Here is a 25726-nt window from a genome sequence, read left to right as displayed (position 1 = left end):
AACCTATGGTGTCACTTTAGTTCCGACGTGCTCGCCTTGCAGCAAAGCCGTTAAATTTTCTGGCTTTTGCCAGCTGGAAATGTACACACCGCGTCGTAAATGTTGGGCAGCGTGAAGGCTGGTCTTAACTTTGACCTCCATCCCGCCCACAATTACTCCCTCTGCAATTAAAGTATCAATGTGTTTTGTGTCAAGTTGATGTAGTGGATGCTTATTCACATCAAGCACCGCTTCTACATCTGTCATAAAAATAAGTTCGGCGTTTAAATTACTCGCAATCGCGGCTGCTGCTTCGTCAGCATTGACGTTGTACCAAAGCCCTTGCTCATCAAAACCGATGGAGCTGACTATAGGTAAACGCCCGCCACTGAGTAATTCATTAATAATAGAATCATCATTACTATGGCATTGACCTACTTGCCCTAGCGCTTTTAATTTTTGTGATGCTGTTATTCCAGCTTCATATAAACTCAAGCCAACGGGTTTGTGCCCAGCAGTCATTGCTTGCGCCATTAATTGTTTGTTTGCTGCTCCCGCTAATGCTCCTACAATATAAGGCATCTGTTCTTTAGGGCTGATACGCAAACCTTGGTGTTTAGCACTGGCAAAACCGGCTTCAGCTAGCCAATGGTCAACTAATGAGCCACCGCCATGAACAATGACAAATTGTGCATCATGTTGCTCATTAAAAACCTCAAAAAGCGCTTTAGCGGCATTTTCAGTATTGAGTACTGCGCCACCGAGTTTAATAACCCACGTTTTACTGCTCATTTAAACGCTCCTACTAAACCTGTAGTGTGAGGCAAACCCATTGACAAATTAATACATTGCAGAGCCTGACCAGCCGCCCCTTTTAGTAAATTGTCAATCGCTGCCATTACTATTAATTGTGAGTCTTTCTGCTGCCATGCAATATCAACATAGGGTTGTTTTGCTACCCCTTTAATGGAGGGAATTTTGCCACCAAGCAATCGAATTAACGGCTCATCTGCTAATACTTGATACGCTTTAGTTACTTGCTCACTAGTCACACCCGGTTTTAGCTGTACATAAATGGTTTCTAAAATACCGCGCGGGAAATTACCTAAATGAGGAGTAAATAACACGTTATGGCCAAGATACTGCTGTATCTCAGGCCCATGACGATGGTTAAACAAACCATAAGCAGCTAGCGATACTTCGCAAAAATGCGTGCCAATACTTGCTTTACGACCTGCTCCAGTTACTCCCGATACAGCATTAATAATAATCCGCTCATCACTAAGTAACCCAGCTTGCTGAAGAGGCTTTAATGCGTTTAATGCGGCAGTTGGGTAGCAGCCAGCTACAGCGACTAACTGCGCCTTTGCAATGGCCTCACTATTCCACTCTGCAAGGCCATATGCAGCTTCATTGAGGAGCTCTGGATGCTGGTGTTCAAAACCATAATAAGTGACGTAATCTTCATTACTTTCAAGACGGTAACCACCAGACAAGTCAAATACCTTTTTGCCCATCGCTAAAAACTGAGGGGCTAAATCAACACTTACTTTATGGTCAGTGCATAAACACACATAGTCTGCTGAATGCGCTATATCACTCAATGCACTCTCATCAAGTGGTTGCAAAGGTAAGTCAAGTAACCCTAAGTGCTCAGGGTATAATTCACTGAGCAGTTTATGTTTATCCAAGCTTTGCGCTGATACATAACATGCTGATAATGTTAATGCTGGATGTTTGGAAATTAAGCTAGCCAATTCTGCGCCGCTGTAACCGCTGGCACCTATAATTACTACGTTCATTATTTACTCTTTATCTAAAATTAGTGACTACATTCCATGTTATTGACTTACACTAGGTTGCAACCTAGCTAAACTGATTAAATTAATGAGTGATAACTATCGTCGTATTATTTTCATGGCGTAACTTTAATATATTTATGCTTAAAAAGTGAATTGATATTCATCATAAATACTTTTATATTGTTATGCAATTAAATTGAATACTTATTTTGGATTTTTTTATGTCTCTGCCGTCTTTTATTTCGATGTATCAGCAATTAATTGCTGCCCCCTCTATTAGCGCTATTGAAGAGCATTTGTGTATGAGCAATAAAAGCGTAATTGAACTACTCGCTCAGTGGTGTGAAAGCTTAGGTTTTACCTGTGAAATAATAGAGTTAGAAGGTGGTAAAGGCCGCTACAACTTATTAGCAAAACGCGGACAAGGCGATGGCGGGTTAATGCTTGCGGGGCACACCGATACGGTGCCATTTGATGATAGCCGCTGGAATCAAAATCCATTTAAATTAACCGAACTTGATAACAAATTATATGGTTTAGGCAGTATTGATATGAAAGGCTTTTTTGCTTTTGTACTGCAGGCTATTAGTGAGCTTGATGAAAAGCAACAAACTCAACCTATTTTAATATTAGCGACCGCCGATGAAGAAACCACTATGGCTGGCGCACAGCAAATTTGTAAGCACCCAAATTTAAAGCCAAGCCGCTGTATTATTGGTGAACCCACTGATATGACACCAGTATTTACCCATAAAGGCCATATGACTACAGCAATCAGAGTCGTTGGTCGCTCAGGACATAGCTCTGATCCCGAACGGGGCCTTAATGCCATCGAAGTAATGCATAAAGTGATTACAAAATTACTGATCTTAAAAGAACAAATTAAGAATAAATATTCAATAAATCACTTTGAAATTCCTTATCCAACACTCAACTTAGGCAATATTCATGGGGGTGACAATGCCAACCGAATTTGTGGCTGCTGTGAAATGCACATTGATATGCGCCCTCTTCCCGGTTTAAGCGTGCAAGAGCTTCAAGCACTGGTACTTGATGCAACCTACGATATAAACCAGCAATACCCTAACTCTGTGAGCGTAATTGATTTGCATGAGCCAATTCCAGCATTTACGGGAAGCACAGATAGCGCGTTAGTCAAATTAGCCGAAAATATAGCAGGGCAAAAAGCAGTGGCTGTTAACTACTGTACCGAAGCGCCATTTATACAGCAACTCGGTTGTGAAACCATCGTAATGGGGCCAGGCTCTATTAACCAAGCGCATCAGCCCGATGAGTTTTTAGCAATGGAAAAAATCAAACCTTCTCAACAAATTATCAGCAACCTTATAAAGGCGAGTTGCTTTAATCAGTAACAAAAAAGACGCTTAATCGCGTCTTTTTTGTCATTGTATTTGTAGTTGTAATTACATATATTTTCGTAAATACTTTTTAAACACCGGATCAGTTTGTCCCAGTTCTTTCTGCTCTTCTAATATCTCTTTTAATATAGCACCTGAGGTAAGCGGGTTCGCAAGTACCACTCTAAATACCACGGTTGGTTGGTTATCATATTGAACTGGCGTTAAACGCGTACGCGATACAAATGAGCGACCCGATTCACGTTGGCGTTTTTGCATGCTGGCAGTAAAACGATTAAGCGCGGCAAAAATGTCTAAACGGGTTTGTGCATCAGCTTGGGCTATCGCATGTTTAATTTGTTTTGGTACATAGCGATAGGTCAGTAAGCAAAGTTCTGGCTCTGATATTAACTCAAAATCTTCATCGGCTTTTATTAAATCAGCAAAATAACGCGCTTTTTTAATACTGCGATCGATAAGCATTTCATAGCCTTTACGACCAATAACACGTAAGCAAGCATGCACTAACATCGCCATCCCAGGGCGACTTCCCTCAAGCGTATGGCTGCCTAAATCTTTAGAGCCTTTACGTAAAATATATTCAGCATGATGCTCGATGGCATCAGTTGCAGCAGGGTCTTTAAATAAGACTAAACCGGCCCCCATCGGCACATACATTTGCTTATGCGCATCAATGGTGATTGAATCTGCATGCTCAATACCTTTTAATAAATGCCTATGGGTATTAGACAGTAAAGTTGCTCCGCCCCACGCTGCATCAACATGAAAATGACAATTAATCTCTTGTGCTAAATTAGCCATATCTTCAAGTGGGTCAATATTACCGGTTTCAGTGGTTCCTGCGACTCCAATAATTGCCATCACTTTAATGCCTTGTGCTTCAAGCTCTAACGCTTTTTCTCGCATTGCACTAACATCGACTTTATTATCGGCAGAAGTTTTAATACCAATTAAATTTTCACGACCAATACCTAATAAATCAACCGATTTACCAAGCGAATAATGACCTCGTTCAGAAATTAAAACTGCCAGCCCTTTGTAACCATAGTGAAGCATTCCTGCAACTAAACCTTGTGCAGCAATGCCTTTAAAATTGCCATCCGCTTTTAATAAGCGATTTCGAGCTATCCAAAGTGCAGTAATATTTGCCACGGTGCCGCCAGAGCAAAATGCCCCTAACGAAGTTTTTGCACTGTGCATCCATTTAGAATAAAAACCATCACTTTGGCTATAAGCTAAATGATGCATCATCCCTAAAACTTGACGTTCTAATGGGGTAAACGCTTTCGAGGTTTCAATTTTTACTAGGTTTTGATTTAACCCAACCATTAATTTCGATAACGGTAGTAAAAAATGAGGCAGAGCCGATGTCATATGGCCAATAAAGCTTGGCGCTGCGGTATGAACAGAATGAGCAACCAGCTGCTCCATAATATCTTGAGCATAGCAAGACACAAACGTCGGTTCTTCAGGGATTGCCGCCGATTGAAAATCTTTTTCTATTTCATGTAATGGTTTTTCAATTGCCGCGATATTTTCGTTTAAGAAACCTGCTAAATTACTCGAAATTTCAAGCTCTATTTTGCTCAAAGTTGAGTCTGGCGCCTCTGGAACGGTGAATATCCGTTTAAGGCTTTCTTTAGAGGCGACGGCACAACGCTTTTGATCCATCTTCATACCTAGTGTGTGACTAAAACACCTGTTAGTTTGTAAAACACGCTAATATAAGGTGTTTTTTAAGCAACGGCATTTCTAAAAAATTGCGCTAACTTTACTGCAATATGACAAAAATGTCTCGTTTTAAGCCATAAAAGACAATACTAAATAGATAACATTTCACTATTTTTTAAATTTAGTACAAAGGGTAATTAAAATATTGGGCATTTATAATTTTTAAGTATAATAAAATCAACAAAAATAAGGATAATACATGCTCAAAGGAAATCTAAAATTAACACGGTTGGCGCTTGGAACCGTCTTTTTTTTGGTCAGCTTAATCATTTATGGTTACTACACTTACTCTGCCATTCAAAGTGATGTAATGCGCAGCATTGACAATCGCTTAATAAATGCAGCCACCAGCGTAAAGTATATTTTAGGTAGTGATTACCACGACAAAACATCGCAAGAAATCAGCTTTACAAGCTATCAAAATAAGGCCGAACAGCTTTCTGCTTTAGCCAATGATTTAAATATAGATTATTTATATTCAATGATATTAATTGATGAAAATATTTATTTTACTGCCTCCAGTTACACCCAAGATGATCAAAATAACGGTAAAGTTACCCAGTATTTAGATCTTTACCCTGAAGCGACGCCAATTAATATGGCGGCATTTTTATCAACGGCCCCTATTTTTGAAGTGTCAACGGCGCATCGTGGTCATTCTAAAACGGTGTATATTCCTCATATAGCAAAAAATGGCAGAACCTATTTAACTGCAGCTGATATTAGCGTCGATAAAATCAATACGGCTTTAATAACACGTTTGAATCAAGCCCTGCTTCATTTTAGTTGCGTACTGTTCATATTGTTATTGGTTTATATTCTTTATTGTTTTGGGGTACGCCGCTCACTAATGAGGGATCATGCTACGGGGTTTGAAAATCATATCGCCTTGGAAAAACAGCTAAAAAAAAGTAATGAGCATCATCTACAAATCGCGATTATTTTGGTTAACGAAATTGATAGTATCAGTCGCTTTTTTGGCACAAAAACAGCCGATGAAGTGATGAAAAAACTACTTAGTCACTTTAAGCAGCAAAACCGTCTGCAATCACGTATTTATCGTATTGCGACCAACAAGCTGGCCATTTTAACCAGTAAAGAAACACCTTTTGATGAGCTTTACAGCATTATTCAATCCCATAATAAAAATACACCTTTTATTACAGACCCATTTATTTATATTACACTCAACGCTGGAGTCGCAAGAGGGAATAAGTCATTACTGCTTAAGAATGCCCACATTGCTTTGCTGCAATCAAGGCAAGGTGTTCAACCCATAGTAAACTACTCAGAAGCGATTAACGACGCTAAATCTCTGTATTTATACAATGTAGAAATAGCAAAGGAAATTCGTGAAGCGTTTGATGCCCATCGCGTTGTTCCTTATTTTCAACCTGTTATAGATACCAATACCAATGCCATTATTAGGTATGACTGCTCACCAAGAATAGTGACCTCACATGGGGAGATTTTAACCCCTGATACCTTTTCTAATGCAGTAAATAGGCTGCGTATGGATGGGATGTTAACACGTACCTTATTTACTCAATGCATTTCGCGCTTTCGCAAATCAGCAATCAGCTGGGGGTTAACTGTGTGCGCTGAAAATATTGCAGATCCCACTATTTATGATCACATAGCGTATGAGCTTCATCGCTACCCCAACCCTGAAAACATTACTATTTCAATATTAGAGTCGCAGGTCATTACACACTACTATGAAATAAAATCATTTATTGCGATGGTGAAAAGTAAAGGGGCAAAAATCGTGATGCATTGTTGGGGTAATGAGTTTATTAATACGCTCAATACGTTAAAGATTGAGGTAGATGGCATTAAACTCGATGGTGCGATCACCAAGCAACTGGTAAATGATGAAAATACGTCGCTATTTATCGCCTATATTGCTGATATAGCCCAGCAGCTTGAACTTGAATTGGTTGTTGAGGCGGTAGAAAATAACACGGTTGCCGAGCTACTCAATAAACTAAATGTGACGCTGATGCAAGGTAGTTACCTTGGTAAACCAACGCCACACGTGACTCACTTTAAGCAACAATTAGCTATATAAGATTTATAACAAGCCGGTGGCTTTGCTGGCCACTGGCCCAGTACTTACGTTCGAAAGGGGTAATTGCTTCGTCTGACTCAAACAATTCGGTTTCACATGGATTCCCCGCTAATTCAAGCGCTCTGGCAAACTCTTTAACATAAATATCCCAATTACTGCGCACCTCAAGTAAACCACCTAACTTTACAATAAACGGGAATATAGCCGCCCCATGCCAGCGCCTTTGTATGTGTTTAGACTTAGGCCAAGGGTTAGGGTAAAGCAAATAGTGATGCGTAGGCTGCCAATTAGCAGCCACCGCTAAACGCCAAAAGTCATTTAAGTCAGCTTGCACTAAAATGTATTGACCACTTTCACTTTGTTTATATTCAACATCATGCTTATCAAGTCGATGAGATGACTTATCAATACCTATGACTAACGCTTCAGGATGACGTTTTGCTAAATTAGCGGTGCTCTCTCCGACCCCACAACAGGAGTCTAAAATAAGCGGCCCATTAAAGGCTTGCACTTTAGCATTAACTTCATCAAATGCGGTTTGCGTATGCGTTGCAATTGGCTTTTTAAACTCAGCCTGTAAGTGTTTATTAACTATTTTATCAAGCTTTTCATGAAGTCCCGCTTGATTAGATACAATACTACGTGAATTTGCATCGCTCATTAGTGTCTTAGCCCCACACCTTTTTTAATTAGCGTCAGTGCTAAAGTAAATAGGACGCTGATAAACACCAACAACACACCCATTGCGACCGATAAATCTACATCCGAAACACCTAAAAAACCATATCTAAATGCGTTAACCATATAAATAATTGGGTTTATTTGCGACACCATTTGCCAAAAATCAGGCAGTAAAGTGATTGAATAAAACACCCCGCCTAAATAGGTCAACGGCGTTAAAATAAAGGTAGGGATAATACTTATGTCATCAAAGCTGTTTGCATAAATAGCGTTAATTAACCCGCCCAAGGCAAACACCGCCGAGGTGAGAATAACAGTGGCTATAATCACAAAAATATTATGTATTTGTATATCAACAAAAAATAAAGAAACGCACGTTACGATAAAGCCAACCATAATGCCACGGGTCATACCTCCGCCCATATAACCCAGTACAATGATGTAATTAGGCACAGGTGCAACTAATAACTCTTCAATACTTTTTTGAAACTTAGTTGAGTAAAAGCTAGAGGCAACATTTGAATAAGAGTTAGTTATAACTGACATCATAATAAGGCCAGGGACAATAAACTCCATATAGCTAAAACCGCCCATGTCACCAATACGCGAGCCAATTAGGTTACCAAAAATAACAAAATATAAACTCATCGTGATCGCTGGCGGTACTAAGGTTTGCACCCAAATACGCAAAAAGCGAATGCACTCTTTAATCCAAATACTTTTTAAGGCTACGCCATATTTAAACATTTATTCGCCCCGCCCTTGCTCTAATAAACCTACAAATAATTCTTCTAATCGATTCGCTTTGTTTCGCATGCTCAGCACGGTATTACCTTGTTCAGTCAATGCTGTAAACACCGCGTTTAATCCTTGAGATTTAGCCACTTCAACTTCAATGGTGTGATCATCCCCCATAGTAAATTTGTATCCATCTAGCGTTACGGGTTTAGACGGTTGTTTTAAATCCAATACAAAGGTTTCTTTGTCTAATTTAGCAAGCAGGGCTTTAATCGTGGTGTTTTCAACAATTCGCCCGGTATCAATAATGGCGATGTTTTTACAAAGCAGTTCAGCTTCTTCAAGGTAGTGGGTTGTTAAAATAATGGTCACACCTTGTTCGTTAATTTGCCTTAAAAAGTCCCACATTGAACGGCGAAGCTCTATATCAACACCCGCTGTCGGCTCATCTAAAATAAGTAATTTGGGCTCATGCATTAAGGCACGTGCAATCATTAAACGGCGTTTCATACCACCAGATAAGGTACGCGCTTGCTTATCTTTTTTCTCGATTAATCCAAGCTGCGCTAAGTATTTATCTGCACGTTTATGTGCTTCGCCGCGCGGTACACCGTAGTAACCTGCTTGATTAACGAGTATTTGGCTCAGCGTTTCAAACTGACTAAAGTTAAACTCTTGTGGTACTAGGCCTAAATTCGCTTTAGCCGCCTCAAGGTCGGTATCAATATCGTGACCAAATACTTCAACTTTGCCTTTGGTCTTATTAACCAGTGAAGAAATTACCCCAATAGTGGTTGATTTACCCGCCCCATTCGGGCCAAGTAATGCAAAAAAGTCACCTTCGTGAACTTGTAAATCAACCCCTTTTACTGCCTCTACCCCATTTTTGTAAACCTTGGTAAGGCCTTCAATATTTAAAGCAATATTTTGCTTATTCATTTCTTACCCTCACCATAACCCCAACGCTTCGTGAGATTATGTTCAATATTTAAATGATCTAAAATTCGCGCCACCATAAAGTCAACCAAGTCTTCTATGCTTTGCGGTTGATGATAAAACCCAGGTGCTGCAGGCATAATTGTTACACCTAAACGCGATAATTTAAGCATGTTTTCTAAATGAATTTCGCTAAATGGCGTTTCGCGTGGCACTAAAATAAGCTGGCCTCGCTCCTTTATCACCACATCGGCGGCGCGCTCTAATAAATTATCTGATGCGCCGACTGCAATGGCAGACACAGAGCCTGCGCTACATGGACATACTACCATTTTTTTCGGCGCTGCAGAGCCCGAAGCTACCGGACTAAACCAATTATCTTTACCAAATACCTTTAACTGCCCAGGTTTTGCGTTATATAACAGACTTAATTGCTCTGTGGCCTTGTCTTCATTTGCTGATAGTTTAACATTTGATTCGGTATCAAAGACTACCCGCGCGGCACTTGAAATAAGCACATACACTTGAAACTGCTGCTCAAGCAACACTTCTAGCAACCTCAATCCATATGGAGCGCCTGATGCACCACTAAATGCTAAGGTGATTTTATCTTTAAATTGCACATTATTCTCCGCTGTATTTATTGGCCAAGCCATCAACAAGTTGTTGATGAAGGCCATTAAAACCACCATTACTCATAATTAAAACATGTTGATTTGGCTCAATACTTTCAAGCACTGTTTCGATAATGGCGATTGTAGAATCAAAACACTGCATACCGGCTTTTTCTGCTTGCTCCTTGAGCGACCAGCTTAAGTTTTCTGGTTCAAACAGTAGCACCTCATCCGCATCGCGTAATGAGTCTAACAATGTAAATTGATGAACTCCCATTTTCATGGTGTTAGAACGCGGCTCTAAAATCGCAATAATTTTGTCATTGCCCACTTTGGCGCGCAGCCCCGCAAGCGTTGTTTGTATCGCGGTAGGATGATGGGCAAAATCATCATACACTTTAATGTTATTTATATCCGCTTTAAGCTCCATCCGCCTTTTTGGGCTGATAAATTCGCCTAAAGCCGCAATACTGTGCTCAATAGCTATTCCTACATGGCGCGCTGCTGCAATGGCCATCATGGCATTTTTAACGTTATGCTCACCAATTGCCTGCCAGTTAACTACACCTTGCAGTTGCGTGTTTAATAACACATTAAATTGAGAACCATCCGCTTTAAGTAGCTGATAATCCCAATCATCGCCTAATGTTTCGCTCTCGCTCCACAGCCCTTTTGCTATAACATCGCTCAGAGCCTCATCATCTTTTGGCCACAATACTTTCCCGCTTTGCGGTAGTGTACGTATCAAATGGTGAAATTGTTTTTTAATCGCATTTAAATCTTCAAAAATATCAGCATGATCAAATTCAAGATTGTTTAAAATGAGTGTTCGCGGTAAATAATGAACAAACTTACTACGTTTATCGAAAAAGGCGGTGTCGTATTCATCGGCTTCTATTACAAAAAAAGGCGTTTGCCCAACCCGAGCCGAAAGACCAAAACTTTGCACGATCCCGCCAATTAAAAAGCCTGGTTTTAAACCTGCATATTCTAATATCCATGCCAGCATACTGGCAGTCGTTGTTTTACCATGGGTTCCTGCCACCGCCAGCACCCATGATTTTTGTAGTAAATTATGCTTAAGCCACTCTGGGCCTGAGGTATAAGGCAAGCCTTTATCTAATACATATTCAACACACGGATTCCCTCGGCTCATAGCATTACCTATGACGACTATGTCGGGTGCCGGTTCTAGTTGAGATACATCATAGCCTTGGGTTAGCTCGATTCCTAACTCTTCTAATTGGGTACTCATTGGTGGGTAAACGTTTTGATCAGACCCGGTAACGTGATGACCTAATGATTTAGCTATAGCGGCAATACCACCCATAAATGTGCCACAAATACCCAAAATATGTATATGCATTTACTATCCTTTCATCCTGCGCGGAATGTGCTCTAAGGCGAACTTTAATGGCGCTATAATGCCAAAATTTAGATCAAGTTACCATCAGGGTCTGTTGAGCTTTCTAGGTAAATTTGCAGCAGATGTTTGGTATTTCAACAAGACAGCGCCGATGCGATGTTTGGCGCAAATAAAAAAGCCTCCCAAGGTGGGAGGCTTTTTAAAGATTAATGGCTTATAGCATTAAAAAGAATATTAAGCCGATGCCTAATAACAAACGATAAATAACAAATGGCAGCATACCCATTCGTTCAATCACTTTTAAAAACATAAAAATACAGGCATAAGCTGATAAAAACGACAGCACTACACCCAACAATAAAGCAGTCCAATCAACAATATGATCGCCAAGCGCTAGCTCTGCTGTGTAATAAAGGCCCATCATTGAAATAATCGGAATAGCCAGCAAAAACGAAAAACGGGCTGCACTTTGCTTATTCATACCCAGCATTAAACCCGCGGTCATGGTAATACCTGAGCGAGAAGTCCCTGGGATCATCGCAACGGCTTGCGCAAAGCCAATGATGAGTGCGGTTTTCCAATTAAGCTGATAAATTGTTTTTATTTGCTTACCTTTAGCATCGGCGTACCACAACAACAAACCAAATACGATGGTTGTGGTTGCAATCACCCATGCACTGCGCAAATACAGTTCAACAAAATCTTTTAGCAATAGCCCTAAAATAGCGGCAGGCACAGTACCTAAAATTATCCACCAGCCTAGTTTGCTGTCATCTGTTGTACCTTGTGCACCAAACGATTTAAACCAAGCACCGAGTATATCGGCCACTTCTTTACGAAAATAAATAACAACAGCAATTAACGTTCCTACATGAACGGCAACATCAAATGCCAAGCCTTGATCTTCCCAGCCTAAAATTTGCGACGGTAAAATTAAGTGTGCAGAACTCGATATAGGTAAAAATTCAGTAAATCCCTGAATTAGGGCTAAAACAATTATTTCTATAATACTCATGGGTTAGAAAACTCCACCTTCCATAGTTTTTGTTGAGGGTTGTTATATGCATTCCATATTTGGGCAATCGTTTTTTTTGCTACAGGGTGATAAAAATCAGGAGCCACCTCTGCTAAAGGCTGTAATACAAAGGCATTTTTGGTAATTTCGTCACGTGGTAGTTGAGCTGGGCTCTCGCAAATGACATCATCGTAAAAGAGTAAATCGAGATCCAAGGTGCGCGGGCTAAATTTTTTATCATTTGCTTTGCGACCATTATCGCGCTCTATTTGTTTTAATAACGCACACACATCTTCAAGCACCATTTCGGTAGTGGCAGCGAGTACGGAGTTGTAAAAGTTATTACCGGCAAAACCCACCGCTTCACTTTCAAATACCGAAGAATGTTGTGTATTTTTAAAGTGTTTATTTAACGCCACTAAAGCACGCCTGATATGCTCTGCTTTATTAATATTCGACCCTAAGCTAATAAATATTTGCGCCATTTAAGCAAGAACCTTGTTACGCGTTATTTCTACACCGACGGTTTGCGCTTGTGCAACTGCAGCGGGCTTACTTACTTTTATTGTCACTTGTGGGGTATTAAATTCGGTTAAAATGATTTGCGCTAATTGCTCCACCAGTGTTTCTAAAAGCTCTACCGGTTTAGCCGTACTGTGTTCGATAACACGCTCACTTACCTTAGCGTAATCCAGTGCCAAGTTAATATCGTCGTTTTGCGCTGCGGGCTTGATGTCGCTTAACATTTCAATATCAAAGTACAGGCTTTGTTTACTTTTCTTTTCAAAATCATACACCCCGATAATCGTTTCGACATGCAATTGTGATATAAATACCTTGTCCATTGATACTCCAAATGACTGTAACAAGTCACTGAGTTAATTACATATTGTATCAATCAAATTAATACTGTATATACTTTAATCAGTGTTTAAATATACTAAAATTACTTCTACAATAGAATCGTTACAAAATTGCGAGTAATTTAAGAAGCCCGTAAATTTTGACGCCAATAATAGCTTAAAAGTAATGATTAAAAAATAAGGAAGCGCGTGTTAGTCATTTTAATGTTTGTTTTAGCCTATTTGCTCGGCTCGATTTCATCGGCCATTTTAGTGTCGCGGCTATTCAAACTCCCCGATCCACGCACGCATGGCTCCAATAATCCAGGTGCAACCAATGTTTACCGCTTAGGCGGGTCACTTCCTGCATGCTTAGTTTTAGTCTTCGATATTTTAAAGGGCACAATCCCTGTTTGGGGCGCTTATTTTTTAAAACTCGAGCCATTAGAGCTTGGTTTAATCGCCGTTGCTGCATGCCTAGGGCATATGTACCCATTATTCTTTAGTTTTAAGGGCGGTAAGGCGGTTGCAACTGCATTTGGCTCGTTACTACCGATAGGGCTTTCTTTAGGAGGGTTATTGATTGGTACTTGGTTGCTGATTGTCGCGATTACTCGTTACTCATCACTTGCCGCGTTAGTGGCCGTTACGCTAGCCCCTTTATACACATGGTGGATTAAACCGTTATACACCTTACCGGTGACCTTTATTACGCTACTGATCATTATTAGGCATCGCACTAATATTGTGCGTTTATTTAAAGGGGAAGAACCAAAAGTAGGGACTAAACAAGCCCCTACAGATGATAAGAAGTAATAACTAACCTGAATTCTGGTTAACTATATTGCTTCTAAGCTATCGATTGGCCAGCGCGGTTTAGTTTTCATATCAAGCGTAGCAAACTGCCCCGCTTTTAAACGCTGCATACCGGCATACGCTATCATTGCACCATTGTCAGTACAAAACTCAGTACGAGGGTAAAACACTTCGCCCTTCATACCTTGCATCACACGCTCTAATTGCAAACGTAATTGCGTATTAGCACTTACGCCACCGGCTATTACTAAGCGCTTAATACCGGTTTGTTTTAATGCGCGCTTACACTTAATTACTAAAGTATCAATAACGGCCGTTTGAAATGCATGAGCAATATCTGCTTTTGTTTGCTCATCACTGTCGTTTTCACGAATAGCAATTGAAGCGGCGGTTTTTAGGCCACTAAAGCTAAAATCTAAGCCAGGTTTGTCTGTCATTGGACGCGGAAAAACAAATCGCTTAGCAACACCTTGTTCAGCCATTTTAGCCAAACGAGGGCCGCCTGGATAATCAAGCCCAAGTAACTTGGCTGTTTTATCAAATGCTTCACCAGCAGCATCATCTACCGACTCACCCAATACTTCGTATTGACCAATACCAGCAACTTTTACCATCATGGTATGACCGCCAGAAACCAATAAGGCAATAAATGGGAACTCGGGGACGTTTTCCTCAAGCATTGGCGCTAATAAATGCCCTTCCATATGGTGCACTGCCACCGCTGGGATATCCCAGCCATATGCTAAAGAGCGACCAATTGAGGTACCTACTAACAAAGCCCCTACTAAACCTGGCCCTGCCGTATAAGCAATACCATCTAAATCTTCAGGACCACAACCCGCTTGCGCAAATGCCGCATCAATAAGCGGCAATGTTTTACGTACGTGATCGCGCGAGGCAAGTTCAGGTACTACACCACCATAGTCTGCATGTACTTTTACTTGGCTATATAATTGATGGGCTAGCAGCCCTTTTTCGTCATCATAAATAGCAATACCAGTTTCATCGCATGATGATTCAATGCCTAAAATTCGCATTGTTAATTCTCCTGCCACCTAACAAGGTGTTTAAAACAAATAACTTACAGTGCTAAACCAATGTTAGTTTGGCCATCAGCAAGGACATGCTTTTTCAATGCTTTCACATTTTCAGCAGTGATACGCCCCATTGCTTCTACAAAATCAATTAGTTCACCTAATACCTCTATTTCGTATTGCATCAGTGGGTGTTCACGCACCGCTTTGTTATCGGCAACATCCCCTTCAACCGTCATTTGGTACTCAATAAAGCGAGCTACGGTGGCCTGTGATATTTTACTCACATTAACAAACTCTTGCTCATCTTGTGCTAAAAGGCCATGCATTAAACTCAGTAATGAGGTGGCAGCATCGATTGCAGGATAGGTACCAAACATATCAAAATCGGCAAGTTCAGGAACATTAGGTTCTATTTTTTCAACTTGCTTTTCTAAATCAATTTTACTTTTAGGAAGGAGTATTTTTTCCCAACATACATTTAAAGCATTGCGTAAAATAACCTCATCGCCAAAGCCGGTAGCCTCACTAAATAGCCCATAATTAGGCAACATACGCTCTATTAACGCACTGGCCAATACCGCTTTTTGTAAATAATTTAACTCTCTAATACGCTGAAAATTATTCGCTTTTGTCATTCTTTAAGGTCCCACATGACCAACAAAAATCAAATGTTGATCCATTATGCTCATTACAGTTAGGGCACACCCAATCTGGAGCGGATTGTTTTACTTGCTGATAGTTTACCAATATTTCACGTGCATGGCGCTCTTTTATCGCATAAACCTGCACACTTACTTGTGTTTGTTCAAATGGGATCTCGCCCATTGCGCCTTGCAGTATTTCACCTTTTATCTGGCACTCAATTCCCGCATTAAGAATCAGTCCTTTTATTATATTGGCCTCTAAACTATTTTCTGCATTATAAAGCGTCACCCAATCAAATGATGTTACATTTGATTGGCTATTATTAGTATTTTGCAATATCCACCTCATTTACTTTATGTGTACAATAAGCCCGCGTAACCTAAAGCAAATAATATGATTTAAGGACACATTATGACGCTAACTACCCCAGGTTTACTTTTTCCAGCCATCTCATTGTTATTACTTGCCTATACAAACCGATTTTTAGTACTTGCGCAACTAATACGAGAATTGAATGCCCGTGAAGGTGAGTCTATTCGTCCTGTTGTAGTGGCGCAAATAACTAATCTTAGAAAGCGAATAAAACTAATAAGGACCATGCAAGTATACGGAGTGGCCTCTTTTTTATTATGTACGTTATCTATGTTTGCATTATTTATAGAATTTAATACCACGGGCATTATTTTATTTGGTGTCAGTTTAAGCTGCTTGAGCTTATCTTTGCTTACTTCATTATTTGAAATTCATATTTCTTGTGATGCCATAGAAATTGAATTACAAAACATTGAAAATAAGCCTTTAAGTAACCGAGTTAGTAAAAACTTTATTGAGCCTAATCCTAAAAGCAAAAACAGCAATTAACCAAACGAGACTTTAGTAAAGTTGTTATAAAATTGCATAAATTTGGTCAATAATAAAACACTACAGTAATTTAACATTACCCAAAGGTATAACAACATTTTGCAACTATTCTCTTTAAATACGATTAAAAGAAAGTTAATCTTAATAAGTGGTTAAAAACCTTATTTCAACTGATCTGTAGGGATATAAAGTCAGTATTAAATCTGTAATTCCCCTAGCTTACCTATAAAAAAGGACTATATAGTGAGATTTGAACAATTAGAACAGTTTGTAGCACTTGGCCTGCTTCGTCATTTTAGGCAAGCTGCTGAACAAACCCAAATTAGTACATCTGCATTAACCCGTAGCATTCAAACTCTTGAAACGGAGCTTGGCTACGAACTAGTCACCCGCTCTACTCGCTCGGTTAAGTTAACTCAAGCAGGCGAACTTTTCCTCGACTTTGCTAAAAATACGCTCAATGAGCTAGAACAAATAAAGCATCGCGCTTTTCAATCAATTAATGGCACAGAAGAAAAAAAATTAGTGATTGGCTACACCACAACAACCAGCAGCATAGTACCAATCACCTGCGGCGAATTTTTGAGTCAGTACCCGCATATTAAAATTGAAATGCAGCTGCAAAATAAAACTGAGCTTCATAGAAAACTGCTTCAAGGAGAAATTGACATTAGTGTATGCTCGCAAATAGTCAATAGCATTGGTAGCGATATACAATTACCTGATCAACTTATTTTATTTTGTTCAAAACAACACCCTTTAGCAAATAAAAGCGATATTAGTAAAAAAGAGCTCGAAATCTATCCAATGTTCAGTTGTTTTTCGCAGTCAAAACAAGTGCAATCAATGCTTAATGAAGTAATAGACTCGTTAAATAAAGTTTCAACTATTAAAGTAGGTAGTATTGAGCAGGTAATGGCTGGACTTGAAAAGTCAGATCATTTTGCTATTGCAGGTATTGAACACACCAGCTCTGTGGCAGAAAACCATAACTTAATCCAGCTTAAAACGAATAACGATATTAGCCATGAACAACTTGTGGTGCAAACAAGCCAGCAAATAGAGGCAGGTGAGCATGTTGACCACCTACTCTCGCTAATTAAGAAGGTTTCAAGAGCATAAAAAATGACTCCATGCGTTTTATAACAACTATAAATTAGTGGCATTAAAGTTTTTTTTCACTACACTAACGCTCCCTTATATTATGACTAGCGTTAATGAATAACTTTACAGCTGCTGAAATTTACCTAGAGCACATTGAAACGCATGGCTATGCCATTATTGAAAACGCCATTGATAGTGACTTAATATCCGAGTTGATGGCTGATTGCTATAGAATAAATCCTCACTTTAGCCTTGCCGGTATTGGACGATTAAACAATTTACAAATTGATGATTCCGTTCGTAAAGATAAAACCTACTGGTTTGATGGCAGCTCAAATGCACAGCTTAGCTATCAACAAATAATGGAAGCTGTTCGCACTACCCTTAATCGTAACTTTTTCATGGGCTTGTTTGATTATGAATGTCACTATGCAAAGTATACGCAGGGTGATTTTTACAAAAAACATGTAGATGCGTTCAAAGGTCGTTCAAATCGAGTTTTTACCACCGTATTGTATTTAAACTCTCCTAAGAAAGGCGGGGAGCTGGTTATTTACAAGCCAAAAAGTAAAGACATAGAAGTGGTTATAAAACCCACTGCAGGCACTTTGGTATTATTTGAAAGCGAACGCTTTGTGCATGAAGTACTTCCTGCTTTTGATAACCGCTATTCGATTGCTGGTTGGTTCAGAAAAAATGCGTCAATTAGTGGTATTATCGACCCACCCCGTTAAGAAAAAACGGGGTAAGAAAATAATAAGCCTATAAATACAGTAAGTCCCACATAATGATTATTCAAAAACGCTTTAAAACAGGCATCTCGTTGACGTAAATGAATCAAACGCTGTTGATACAATAATAAAGCCGCAGCAACCGCTAACCCTAACCAAAAGCTTGCTCCAACTTGGCTAATAAAGCCGATCAATGTCATTAATACTAAGAATATAACGTTAAGCAACCCTATAATATGGCGATCGTAACTGGCGAATAAAATAGCGGTTGATTTAACCCCTATTTTTAAATCATCATCTCTATCAACCATGGCATACATAGTGTCATAAGCCACCGTCCAGCAAATATTAGCGACAAATAATAGCCAAGCTTGCACAGGCAATGAGTTTGTTGATGCCATAAATACCATAGGAATTGCCCAACCAAAAGCAGCCCCTAATACAACCTGTGGAAGTTGTGTGTAACGTTTCATAAAGGGATAACAAAACGCGAGCCCAAGCGCCCCAAACGATAACAAGATAGTATTGGTATTTAGCATTATTACTAAAATAAAAGCGATACTAACCAGCAGCAAAAACAAACTAACTGCTTCCCCACTACTCACAGCCCCAGTTGCTAAAGGGCGCTGACAGGTTCGTTTTACTGAGCCATCTATTTTCCTGTCAGCAAAATCATTGATAACGCATCCTGCGCTACGCATAACTATTACCCCAAGGGTAAACACAATGAAGTTTGTTAGGCTTGGTATCCCTTCATTTGCTATCCACAGCGCCCAATAAGTTGGCCAAAGTAATAATAAGGTGCCTATGGGCTTATCTATTCGCATTAACTGAACGTAATACGATACATGGTTTACCGATAAAGGGGCTAGTTTCATGAGTATAAATAGGCTCCTGGTAAAAAAACTTCACAAACTAAAAATTTGTAGTCATGCAAAGAGAACACGCTTCGTCGTCCTAATAATATGTGTATGGGTAAATTAAGTTCGCTCACCAGTGATTGCAATGAGTGGTTATCATCAAAGCGAGCAATTTCAATATCAGCGCGCTTTAACGCAGGGTCTTGAAATATGACATCACCCAACGGACGTTCACCCATATTATGCAGCTGATTATTTGTATTGTTGTTTGATATTGGCAACCAGCTTTGAGCATATACAACCGGTTTGTCATCACACAACAATAAAACCTCACGGTTAAGTACGGTGTTCACCTCATTACTTAATAAAGCTTGCTGAGGTTGCGAGAGGTTAACTTTTTGCTCGCTCAGCACCTTTACAGCAAAACGCTGCGACTGGCTTTTTAATTTAGCCGTTAAAGAATGCGGTTCAAATAGCCACTCTTGCTCAGCGCTAGATAAGCCACAGACTTGAGAAGTACTCTGCCAATCAGCAGATAAAGAAAGAGGAAACGTAATCACAATAGCTCTACTTGATAAAAATCAGCAAGATCATAACATTGCTAAGAGATTTGAAAAAGCGCGATTTACTCACTACCAAGCACACCCTGTTATTATAAAAAGCTAATCAACATTTGACTCTCGCTATTGCCTATCCCAAACTTGAGTACAGAGTGCCTTTACATAACTCAACAAATAACAGCATCTTGCTGTATCTTATTTACTAATAAGTATAAACTATTTGTAACCAGTTTACGGAAACGCTTTTGAAATGAAAAAAACAGTATTTACAGGCCTTTTTATTCTTCTAGTCAGCTTAACTAGCTTATCAGCACGTGCTGAGTCTACTGTCGGTTATTTTGGGTTTGAGCCAGATATTATTACCAACTACATTGGCCCATCGAGTAAAAAAATGGGCTATGTACGTGTCACTGTTGATTTAATGCTTAATAAAACATCAGATATTGCAATCGTGGAACACCACACGCCGTTACTTCGTGATGCGTTAGTAGAGATTTTATCTAAAGAGCCTGAAAACAAAATAAAGTCTTTAACAGGACGCGAGCAAATACGCCTTAAAAGCGCAGAAAAACTAAAAAGCCTTCTTAAAGAAGAAACAGGGCATGAGATCATCCGTGATCTCTTATTTACTAAATATTTATACCATTAGGCACTTTTTGTTTTAAAAAGCTGAGCGGTATAGGCAAAAGCCATACCGCTAACGAGCCCACCTAAGTGTGCCCAATTAGCCATTCCAACAAATAATACATCTGCAAAACCAAGTACTAACCATACCAGCATAAATCCAACAATTGCAGTTGTAACCAGTGCAGGCTGTTTAGGGTTAAGGGTGCTGTAAATCCAACAAAAGCCTAACAACCCATATACAACACCGCTAAGCCCACCAAAGTTAGGCCCGACCATTAAGTACTGTGCCCAATTACTTATTAAAGCGGTAACTAAAAAAAGTCCGATTAGACTCGACTTACCACATTGCTTTTCAATATTGTCACCCAGTGAAACCCACCAAATTAGATTAAACACGATATGCATGGCGCTAAAATGCACTATAGCCGGGGTTAACCAAGTAAGTGGTGACGCAGGGTTAAACTGCAACGCCATGTAAATAGGTTCAAACGCACCCAATAAAAAGGCAATATAAACAATAATACTCAGTATGCTAACACTTTGATTAAGCCAACTTAAGGCTTTAAACCGCGCGACTAAATTAAGCGACTGGCCTTGATATTTTAATGGTGATTGCGTGCTGCCTACTTGCCATGACGCTTGTTGATAACGTTCATGATTAGGGTTTTTAGCAAATTCATTCCACAACGGTTGCACCGCATGAAAGTCCTCAGGTGCCACACTAATGACAAGCGTATGGCCATCCTCAGTACGAATTTGCCCGCTAAACCCTTGGCTTTTTAAGTAATCTATAAAGCCCTGTGCAGCGCGAGGGTTAGTTAGGCTGCCTAGCTCTATCATCGTGATACTTTATCCTTGTAAGCGGCTTCCCATGCAGTAAAACCGCCATCCATACTGTAAACATCTTCAAAGCCTTGCTCTACTAAGTAGCTGGCAGCGCCTTGTGAGCTCATACCGTGATAACAGACAATAATAATCGGCTGGTCAAACTCTTTTTCCATCATAAATTGGGCAATATTCGCATTAGATAATGCCTCTGAACCCGGAATATGACCCGCTTGATACGAATTAGGATCGCGAATATCAGCAATCACTACATCTTCTTTATCGAGTAGTTCAAGGGTTTGTGCGATTGATATATGTTTAAATGCCATAGTACTCTCTTATAATTACAAAAAAGGCGACAAATGCCGCCTTTAATTCTCTTAACAAGGGGTAATTAATCCCAGTTAAGAATTACTTTACCCGATTGGCCTGAAATCATCATATCAAAGCCAGCTTGGAAGTCATCTATTGAATACTGATGAGTAATAATTGGTTTTAAATCAAGCCCTGATTGAATCAAACTAGCCATTTTGTACCAAGTTTCAAACATCTCACGACCGTAAATACCTTTGATCACTAAGCCTTTAAAAATAACTTGATTCCAATCGACCGCCATATCTGAAGGTGGAATTCCCAACATGGCAATTTTGCCGCCATGATTCATGTTATTTAGCATGGCATTAAATGCACTTGGTACACCTGACATCTCTAGGCCAATATCAAAGCCCTCTGTCATACCCAGCTCTTTAGCTACATCTTCAAGCTTTTCATTCGCGACGTTTACAGCACGCGTTGCGCCCATTTTACGTGCTAAGTCTAGGCGGTATTCATTTACATCAGTAATAACCACATGACGTGCACCCACATGCTTAGCCACAGCTGCAGCCATAATACCAATTGGGCCAGCACCGGTGATCAAGACATCTTCACCGACTAAATCGAACGATAAAGCCGTGTGTACTGCATTGCCAAATGGGTCAAAAATAGAGGCAAGTTCATCGCTAATATTATCTGGGATTTTAAACGCATTAAATGCAGGAATCACTAAATACTCTGCAAATGCGCCTTCGCGGTTTACACCGACCCCTGTTGTATTACGACATAAGTGAACGCGCCCAGCACGACAGTTACGACAATGGCCACAGGTTATATGACCTTCACCTGATACACGGTCGCCAACTTCGAAACCGCGAACTTCTTGTCCCATGTCAATTACTTCACCCACGTATTCGTGGCCAACCACCATAGGCGTCGGTATGGTGTTTTGTGCCCACTCATCCCACTTATAAATATGCACATCGGTGCCACAAATAGCCGTTTTACGAATCTTAATTAACAGATCGTTATGACCCACTTCAGGCTTTGGTGCATCTGTCATCCAAATGCCTGGCTCTGCTTTTAACTTTGATAATGCTTTCATAATTCACACTCAATTAAAAAATCGCGACTTCAGCCGCGATTTAACAAGAAAATTAAATAACACCAATCTCTTTACCAATACGGGTAAATGCTGCAATGGCTGTATCAAGCTGTTCTTTGCTGTGCGCTGCAGAGATTTGGGTACGAATACGCGCCTGCCCTTTTGGTACAACAGGGAATGAAAAGCCGGTTACATAAATCCCTTCAGCCAATAACTTATCAGCCATAAGTGACGCTACTTTGGCGTCTCCTAGCATCACAGGTATAATCGCATGATCTTTACCTGCACAGGTAAAACCAGCCGCTTCCATTTGCTCACGGAAGTATTTAGCATTTGACCATAGCTTAGCGCGAAGCTCACCGCCATTTTCAAGCATTTCTAACACTTTAATTGACGCCGTTACAATTGAAGGCGCTAACGAATTTGAGAATAAGTAAGGACGAGAACGCTGACGTAACCATTCAACAATTTCTTTTTTACCTGAGGTATAACCACCCGAGGCTCCACCTAGTGCTTTACCTAAGGTACCAGTAATAATATCAACACGATCAAGCACGTTGCAGTACTCAGGTGTACCTTTACCGTTTTCGCCAACAAAACCAACTGCATGTGAGTCATCAACCATAACAAGTGCATCGTATTTATCAGCTAAGTCGCATACGGCTTCTAAGTTACAAATAACGCCATCCATTGAGAATACGCCATCGGTTGCAATTAATTTAGTTTTAGCACCGGCTTCATCGGCTGCCATTAATTGCTTTTCTAAATCAGCCATATCGTTATTTGCATAACGGAAACGTTTTGCTTTACATAAACGTACGCCATCAATAATAGAAGCATGGTTTAATGAATCAGAAATAATCGCATCGTCTGCACCTAATATGGTTTCAAACAACCCCGTATTGGCATCAAAACATGATGAGTACAAAATGGTGTCTTCAGTTTCTAAAAATTGACTGATTTTTTTCTCGAGCGTTTTATGAATATCTTGTGTACCACAAATGAAACGCACAGAAGCCACACCAAACCCATGGTCATCTAAGCCTTGTTGCGCCGCTTTAATAAGCTCTGGGCTGTTAGCTAAACCTAAGTAGTTGTTAGCACAAAAATTAATAACTTTTTCGCCTGATGCCACTTCAATTTGAGCTTGCTGCTGCGAAGTGATAACACGTTCATTCTTGTACAAACCTTCCGCTTTAACGTCTTCGATTTGCTGTTGTAATTGGCTAAAAAAAGCAGATGCTCTCATCTGTGATCTCCATTTGGTTGAACGGGTTAAACAGCAGACGTGTTGCTGCTATTTATAATGCGGGTATTGTAAAAGTTTAAGCGCCAAATTGCACTGTTTGTCATTCGTCGCAAATTGCCTAACTGGCAGGAAAAGCTGCCAGTTTACAGGCTTGAGATGTGTACTACGTTAGATCAGCAAATAAAGCCGGAAGGTCGTTGATTGAGTCACAAACATAGTCAGCAAAATTTACAGCTTTGTCATCAAATTTTTGCCCTGAACGTACCAGTACTTTGGTACGTACATTAGCGCTAATGGCAGCGTGCATGTCACCTAATTTGTCACCCACCATCACACTAAGTGCAGGGTTGATATGATGATCTTCTATTCCTTGAAGTAACATGCCAGGCGCTGGTTTTCTGCAATCGCACTCTTTTAAATAATCTGGTAATGCGTTTTTAGGATGATGAGGACAAAAATAAACGTCCGTAATTTCAATTTGATGAGCGCTAAACTGCGCTTTCATCCACTCGCTAAGCGCTAAAAATTCGCTCTCAGAATAATAACCACGGCCAATGCCTGACTGATTAGTCACTATAATTATTTTATAGCCCGCATCATAAAACGCTTTGCATGTTGAAAACACACCGTCTATAAATTCAAACTCTTCGCTTTTAAACACATAACCATGGTCAACATTTACTACGCCATCTCGATCTAAAAAAAGCGCCTTGTTAGTGTTTTCTTGATTCATAACAGTGACTCTTTTTTAACAACATGATCAAACATTTGTTTTACTGCATCGGTGGTTATTTGACTCATTAAATCATCGCCTTTAACACGAGTACCCCAAGGCAATTGCTCGGCGGTTTTACCTGTTTGCTTTACTAAGTTTTGATGGTAAACCTCAACCACGTAGTCTTGGTATAAATAAGGCCCCGTACGCGCTGGGTTTGAATGCGCATATAAACCAATAACGGGCGTACCCACAGTCACCGCCATATGAGCTGGGCCTGTGTCAGGTGCCAGTACTAAGTCTGCACGCTTAAGTACGCACAATAATTCTTTGAGTTTTGTTTTACCCACCAAGTTCAGAATGGGTGAATCAGAGTGTTTAATGATGTTATTTGCTAAATTAATTTCCAGTTCAGTCGGTCCACCAGTTAATACTATTTTAAACCCCTGTGTATGTGCATAATCCGCAAGCGCAGCATAGCGATCGGCTAACCAGTTACGCTGTGCTTTACTTGCTGCTGGCGAAATAACAAATAGCTTATTTGATAAATAATCGTCACCTAACAGCTCATCCGCTTTAGCTTGATCTTTGTTGGTAAAGGGCATATTCCATACAGGGACATAATCATCAACACCAATCGCTTGGGCAAAGCCTTTAAATCCCTCTAAAACATGCGCCTGAGATTGGGCTTTAATGCGTTTATTAATAAATAAACTATGTAGCTCTTTTGAACGAGCCCAGTCAAAGCCAATTTTAACTTTGGCAGGAATACAGCGAGCAACAAAACCTGCTCTTAAAGCCACTTGCATATTAAGCAGTACGTCAAAACACTGCCCTTTAAAGGTTTGCTTTAACTGTTTCAGTGCCGCTTTACCTTGTTTTTTATCAAATACAACAAGCTCAACGCCTGGTAAGTCAGCTAACAGCATCGCCTCGACCTTACCTATAACCCATGTAATTTTGGCATTTGGGTGTGCTTTTTGAATAGCTTGTACCGCACTTACTGCATGGCATACATCACCAATAGCAGAAAGACGTAAAATACAAATTGAAGTGTAAGTAGGCGCTGAAGTCACACGTTTCCTTGGAGGTAAAATAATAAAACCTGATCTTAAATTATAA

29 protein-coding genes are annotated in these 25726 nt (G+C 39.9%); 7 read left to right on the top strand and 22 right to left on the bottom strand.

The genetic code is table 11. The features are described from left to right. Nucleotides 1–3: 3 nt before the first annotated feature. Together argB and argC are read right to left on the bottom strand one after the other, a co-directional pair. The gene (gene argB / locus QL986_RS16795; RefSeq protein ID WP_290173155.1) at nt 4–771 is read right to left on the bottom strand and encodes an acetylglutamate kinase; all 768 of its coding nucleotides are present in this window, start codon (nt 769–771) and stop codon (nt 4–6) included. Then, entirely contained in the window at nt 768–1781 is a 1014-nt protein-coding gene (gene argC / locus QL986_RS16790) for an N-acetyl-gamma-glutamyl-phosphate reductase (RefSeq protein WP_290191731.1), read from the bottom strand. The genes argB and argC overlap by 4 nt, the downstream gene beginning before the upstream one ends. Before the next feature lie 221 nt (nt 1782–2002). On the opposite strand from argC, the gene argE reads away from it, so the two are divergent. Continuing rightward, nucleotides 2003–3154, top strand: a complete 1152-nt coding sequence (gene argE, locus QL986_RS16785; RefSeq protein WP_290173150.1) for an acetylornithine deacetylase — start codon at nt 2003–2005, stop codon at nt 3152–3154. A gap of 51 nt (nt 3155–3205) precedes the next feature. On the opposite strand, the gene panP is transcribed toward argE, so the two are convergent. Further along, complete coding sequence (panP, locus tag QL986_RS16780) at nt 3206–4831, bottom strand: pyridoxal-dependent aspartate 1-decarboxylase PanP (RefSeq protein ID WP_290173148.1); 1626 nt, start codon at nt 4829–4831, stop codon at nt 3206–3208. 259 nt (nt 4832–5090) lie between these two features. Here panP and QL986_RS16775 point away from each other — a divergent pair, with 259 nt between their 5' ends. Then, nucleotides 5091–6962, top strand: coding sequence for a GGDEF domain-containing protein (locus tag QL986_RS16775; RefSeq protein WP_290172860.1), 1872 nt, complete (start codon nt 5091–5093; stop codon nt 6960–6962). Here QL986_RS16775 and QL986_RS16770 read toward each other — a convergent pair. The 8 genes from QL986_RS16770 to folB all read right to left on the bottom strand — a co-directional run bounded on the left by QL986_RS16770 (nt 6955) and on the right by folB (nt 13157). Beyond that, the gene (locus QL986_RS16770) at nt 6955–7623 is read right to left on the bottom strand and encodes an SAM-dependent methyltransferase (protein WP_024601859.1); all 669 of its coding nucleotides are present in this window, start codon (nt 7621–7623) and stop codon (nt 6955–6957) included. The genes QL986_RS16775 and QL986_RS16770 overlap by 8 nt on opposite strands. Continuing rightward, the gene (locus tag QL986_RS16765) at nt 7623–8390 is read right to left on the bottom strand and encodes an ABC transporter permease (protein ID WP_008466038.1); all 768 of its coding nucleotides are present in this window, start codon (nt 8388–8390) and stop codon (nt 7623–7625) included. The genes QL986_RS16770 and QL986_RS16765 overlap by 1 nt, the downstream gene beginning before the upstream one ends. Further along, a complete protein-coding gene (locus QL986_RS16760; RefSeq protein WP_013464297.1) occupies nt 8391–9320 on the bottom strand; it encodes an ABC transporter ATP-binding protein in 930 nt (309 codons plus the stop codon). Next, nucleotides 9317–9940, bottom strand: a complete 624-nt coding sequence (locus QL986_RS16755; RefSeq protein ID WP_024601858.1) for a flavin prenyltransferase UbiX — start codon at nt 9938–9940, stop codon at nt 9317–9319. The genes QL986_RS16760 and QL986_RS16755 overlap by 4 nt, the downstream gene beginning before the upstream one ends. A gap of 1 nt (nt 9941) precedes the next feature. Continuing rightward, a complete protein-coding gene (gene mpl, locus QL986_RS16750) occupies nt 9942–11297 on the bottom strand; it encodes a UDP-N-acetylmuramate:L-alanyl-gamma-D-glutamyl-meso-diaminopimelate ligase (RefSeq protein WP_290172861.1) in 1356 nt (451 codons plus the stop codon). 214 nt (nt 11298–11511) lie between these two features. Next, entirely contained in the window at nt 11512–12312 is an 801-nt protein-coding gene (locus QL986_RS16745) for an undecaprenyl-diphosphate phosphatase (RefSeq protein ID WP_024601856.1), read from the bottom strand. Continuing rightward, nucleotides 12309–12797, bottom strand: a complete 489-nt coding sequence (gene folK, locus QL986_RS16740; RefSeq protein WP_024601855.1) for a 2-amino-4-hydroxy-6-hydroxymethyldihydropteridine diphosphokinase — start codon at nt 12795–12797, stop codon at nt 12309–12311. The genes QL986_RS16745 and folK overlap by 4 nt, the downstream gene beginning before the upstream one ends. Beyond that, on the bottom strand, nt 12798–13157 hold the full coding sequence (gene folB, locus QL986_RS16735; RefSeq protein WP_024601854.1) for a dihydroneopterin aldolase: 360 nt from the start codon (nt 13155–13157) through the stop codon (nt 12798–12800). A 207-nt stretch (nt 13158–13364) separates the two neighbouring features. Here folB and plsY point away from each other — a divergent pair, with 207 nt between their 5' ends. Continuing rightward, nucleotides 13365–13970 (top strand): glycerol-3-phosphate 1-O-acyltransferase PlsY, encoded by a 606-nt coding sequence (plsY, locus tag QL986_RS16730; RefSeq protein WP_008466051.1) that lies wholly within the window; start codon nt 13365–13367, stop codon nt 13968–13970. 23 nt (nt 13971–13993) lie between these two features. Here plsY and tsaD read toward each other — a convergent pair whose 3' ends face one another. From tsaD to QL986_RS16715, 3 genes are read right to left on the bottom strand one after another with little or no spacing between them, the layout of a single operon-like run. Next, a complete protein-coding gene (gene tsaD / locus QL986_RS16725) occupies nt 13994–15007 on the bottom strand; it encodes a tRNA (adenosine(37)-N6)-threonylcarbamoyltransferase complex transferase subunit TsaD (protein ID WP_008466060.1) in 1014 nt (337 codons plus the stop codon). A 44-nt stretch (nt 15008–15051) separates the two neighbouring features. Further along, nucleotides 15052–15642 (bottom strand): YjaG family protein, encoded by a 591-nt coding sequence (locus QL986_RS16720; RefSeq protein WP_008115608.1) that lies wholly within the window; start codon nt 15640–15642, stop codon nt 15052–15054. Further along, complete coding sequence (locus tag QL986_RS16715; RefSeq protein WP_008466062.1) at nt 15626–15988, bottom strand: DUF2007 domain-containing protein; 363 nt, start codon at nt 15986–15988, stop codon at nt 15626–15628. Before QL986_RS16715 ends, QL986_RS16720 begins: the two co-directional genes overlap by 17 nt. Before the next feature lie 75 nt (nt 15989–16063). Between QL986_RS16715 and QL986_RS16710 the strand changes: the two genes are divergently transcribed. The 3 genes from QL986_RS16710 (at nt 16064) to QL986_RS16700 (ending at nt 18351) form a co-directional block, all read left to right on the top strand. Next, nucleotides 16064–16513: a DUF2721 domain-containing protein gene (locus QL986_RS16710; RefSeq protein WP_008466063.1), complete on the top strand. Its 450-nt coding sequence runs from the start codon at nt 16064–16066 to the stop codon at nt 16511–16513. 243 nt (nt 16514–16756) lie between these two features. After that, a complete protein-coding gene (locus QL986_RS16705; protein WP_024601853.1) occupies nt 16757–17635 on the top strand; it encodes a LysR family transcriptional regulator in 879 nt (292 codons plus the stop codon). Nucleotides 17636–17730: 95 nt separating this feature from the next. Continuing rightward, the gene (locus QL986_RS16700; RefSeq protein ID WP_008468193.1) at nt 17731–18351 is read left to right on the top strand and encodes a 2OG-Fe(II) oxygenase; all 621 of its coding nucleotides are present in this window, start codon (nt 17731–17733) and stop codon (nt 18349–18351) included. On the opposite strand, the gene ubiA is transcribed toward QL986_RS16700, so the two are convergent. Together ubiA and QL986_RS16690 are read right to left on the bottom strand one after the other, a co-directional pair. Further along, nucleotides 18348–19226, bottom strand: a complete 879-nt coding sequence (gene ubiA / locus QL986_RS16695) for a 4-hydroxybenzoate octaprenyltransferase (protein WP_024601852.1) — start codon at nt 19224–19226, stop codon at nt 18348–18350. The two genes, QL986_RS16700 and ubiA, sit on opposite strands and share 4 nt — an antisense overlap. Beyond that, complete coding sequence (locus tag QL986_RS16690) at nt 19223–19768, bottom strand: chorismate lyase (RefSeq protein WP_013464288.1); 546 nt, start codon at nt 19766–19768, stop codon at nt 19223–19225. Before QL986_RS16690 ends, ubiA begins: the two co-directional genes overlap by 4 nt. 250 nt (nt 19769–20018) lie before the next feature. Here QL986_RS16690 and QL986_RS16685 point away from each other — a divergent pair, with 250 nt between their 5' ends. After that, on the top strand, nt 20019–20417 hold the full coding sequence (locus tag QL986_RS16685; RefSeq protein WP_008468199.1) for a flagellar basal body-associated protein FliL: 399 nt from the start codon (nt 20019–20021) through the stop codon (nt 20415–20417). Here the strand turns inward: QL986_RS16685 and glpG are convergent. The 6 genes from glpG to QL986_RS16655 all read right to left on the bottom strand — a co-directional run bounded on the left by glpG (nt 20414) and on the right by QL986_RS16655 (nt 25680). Then, the gene (gene glpG, locus QL986_RS16680) at nt 20414–21235 is read right to left on the bottom strand and encodes a rhomboid family intramembrane serine protease GlpG (protein WP_024601851.1); all 822 of its coding nucleotides are present in this window, start codon (nt 21233–21235) and stop codon (nt 20414–20416) included. The genes QL986_RS16685 and glpG overlap by 4 nt on opposite strands. Continuing rightward, nucleotides 21232–21549: a thiosulfate sulfurtransferase GlpE gene (gene glpE, locus QL986_RS16675; protein WP_008468201.1), complete on the bottom strand. Its 318-nt coding sequence runs from the start codon at nt 21547–21549 to the stop codon at nt 21232–21234. The genes glpG and glpE overlap by 4 nt, the downstream gene beginning before the upstream one ends. Nucleotides 21550–21614: 65 nt before the next feature. Further along, the gene (tdh, locus tag QL986_RS16670) at nt 21615–22640 is read right to left on the bottom strand and encodes an L-threonine 3-dehydrogenase (RefSeq protein ID WP_010390995.1); all 1026 of its coding nucleotides are present in this window, start codon (nt 22638–22640) and stop codon (nt 21615–21617) included. Between the two features lie 52 nt (nt 22641–22692). Next, nucleotides 22693–23889, bottom strand: coding sequence for a glycine C-acetyltransferase (locus QL986_RS16665; RefSeq protein ID WP_058154271.1), 1197 nt, complete (start codon nt 23887–23889; stop codon nt 22693–22695). Nucleotides 23890–24052: 163 nt separating this feature from the next. After that, a complete protein-coding gene (gmhB, locus tag QL986_RS16660) occupies nt 24053–24622 on the bottom strand; it encodes a D-glycero-beta-D-manno-heptose 1,7-bisphosphate 7-phosphatase (protein ID WP_024601849.1) in 570 nt (189 codons plus the stop codon). Further along, complete coding sequence (locus QL986_RS16655) at nt 24619–25680, bottom strand: glycosyltransferase family 9 protein (RefSeq protein ID WP_058154270.1); 1062 nt, start codon at nt 25678–25680, stop codon at nt 24619–24621. Before QL986_RS16655 ends, gmhB begins: the two co-directional genes overlap by 4 nt. Between the last annotated feature and the right edge of the window lie 46 nt (nt 25681–25726).

This window comes from Pseudoalteromonas sp. APC 3250 (assembly GCF_030407915.1).
Taxonomy (GTDB): Bacteria; Pseudomonadota; Gammaproteobacteria; order Enterobacterales; family Alteromonadaceae; genus Pseudoalteromonas; species Pseudoalteromonas tetraodonis.
Note: the sequence above shows the minus strand (reverse complement) of the source record. Positions and strands in the feature narration are given on the sequence as shown.

What these genes read in the sequence shown, in the direction of transcription:
- folB (WP_024601854.1), bottom strand. Translation starts at nt 13,157, where the DNA reads ATGGACAAGGTATTTATATCACAATTGCATGTCGAAACGATTATCGGG.
- tdh (WP_010390995.1), bottom strand. Translation starts at nt 22,640, where the DNA reads ATGAAAGCATTATCAAAGTTAAAAGCAGAGCCAGGCATTTGGATGACA.
- QL986_RS16745 (WP_024601856.1), bottom strand. Translation starts at nt 12,312, where the DNA reads ATGAGTATTATAGAAATAATTGTTTTAGCCCTAATTCAGGGATTTACT.
- mpl (WP_290172861.1), bottom strand. Translation starts at nt 11,297, where the DNA reads ATGCATATACATATTTTGGGTATTTGTGGCACATTTATGGGTGGTATT.
- QL986_RS16765 (WP_008466038.1), bottom strand. Translation starts at nt 8,390, where the DNA reads ATGTTTAAATATGGCGTAGCCTTAAAAAGTATTTGGATTAAAGAGTGC.
- QL986_RS16720 (WP_008115608.1), bottom strand. Translation starts at nt 15,642, where the DNA reads ATGACAAAAGCGAATAATTTTCAGCGTATTAGAGAGTTAAATTATTTA.
- glpG (WP_024601851.1), bottom strand. Translation starts at nt 21,235, where the DNA reads ATGATAGAGCTAGGCAGCCTAACTAACCCTCGCGCTGCACAGGGCTTT.
- argB (WP_290173155.1), bottom strand. Translation starts at nt 771, where the DNA reads ATGAGCAGTAAAACGTGGGTTATTAAACTCGGTGGCGCAGTACTCAAT.
- tsaD (WP_008466060.1), bottom strand. Translation starts at nt 15,007, where the DNA reads ATGCGAATTTTAGGCATTGAATCATCATGCGATGAAACTGGTATTGCT.
- folK (WP_024601855.1), bottom strand. Translation starts at nt 12,797, where the DNA reads ATGGCGCAAATATTTATTAGCTTAGGGTCGAATATTAATAAAGCAGAG.
- QL986_RS16770 (WP_024601859.1), bottom strand. Translation starts at nt 7,623, where the DNA reads ATGAGCGATGCAAATTCACGTAGTATTGTATCTAATCAAGCGGGACTT.
- QL986_RS16710 (WP_008466063.1), top strand. Translation starts at nt 16,064, where the DNA reads ATGACGCTAACTACCCCAGGTTTACTTTTTCCAGCCATCTCATTGTTA.
- QL986_RS16775 (WP_290172860.1), top strand. Translation starts at nt 5,091, where the DNA reads ATGCTCAAAGGAAATCTAAAATTAACACGGTTGGCGCTTGGAACCGTC.
- glpE (WP_008468201.1), bottom strand. Translation starts at nt 21,549, where the DNA reads ATGGCATTTAAACATATATCAATCGCACAAACCCTTGAACTACTCGAT.
- argE (WP_290173150.1), top strand. Translation starts at nt 2,003, where the DNA reads ATGTCTCTGCCGTCTTTTATTTCGATGTATCAGCAATTAATTGCTGCC.
- QL986_RS16700 (WP_008468193.1), top strand. Translation starts at nt 17,731, where the DNA reads ATGAATAACTTTACAGCTGCTGAAATTTACCTAGAGCACATTGAAACG.
- QL986_RS16665 (WP_058154271.1), bottom strand. Translation starts at nt 23,889, where the DNA reads ATGAGAGCATCTGCTTTTTTTAGCCAATTACAACAGCAAATCGAAGAC.
- QL986_RS16685 (WP_008468199.1), top strand. Translation starts at nt 20,019, where the DNA reads ATGAAAAAAACAGTATTTACAGGCCTTTTTATTCTTCTAGTCAGCTTA.
- argC (WP_290191731.1), bottom strand. Translation starts at nt 1,781, where the DNA reads ATGAACGTAGTAATTATAGGTGCCAGCGGTTACAGCGGCGCAGAATTG.
- QL986_RS16760 (WP_013464297.1), bottom strand. Translation starts at nt 9,320, where the DNA reads ATGAATAAGCAAAATATTGCTTTAAATATTGAAGGCCTTACCAAGGTT.
- panP (WP_290173148.1), bottom strand. Translation starts at nt 4,831, where the DNA reads ATGGATCAAAAGCGTTGTGCCGTCGCCTCTAAAGAAAGCCTTAAACGG.
- gmhB (WP_024601849.1), bottom strand. Translation starts at nt 24,622, where the DNA reads ATGAATCAAGAAAACACTAACAAGGCGCTTTTTTTAGATCGAGATGGC.
- ubiA (WP_024601852.1), bottom strand. Translation starts at nt 19,226, where the DNA reads ATGAAACTAGCCCCTTTATCGGTAAACCATGTATCGTATTACGTTCAG.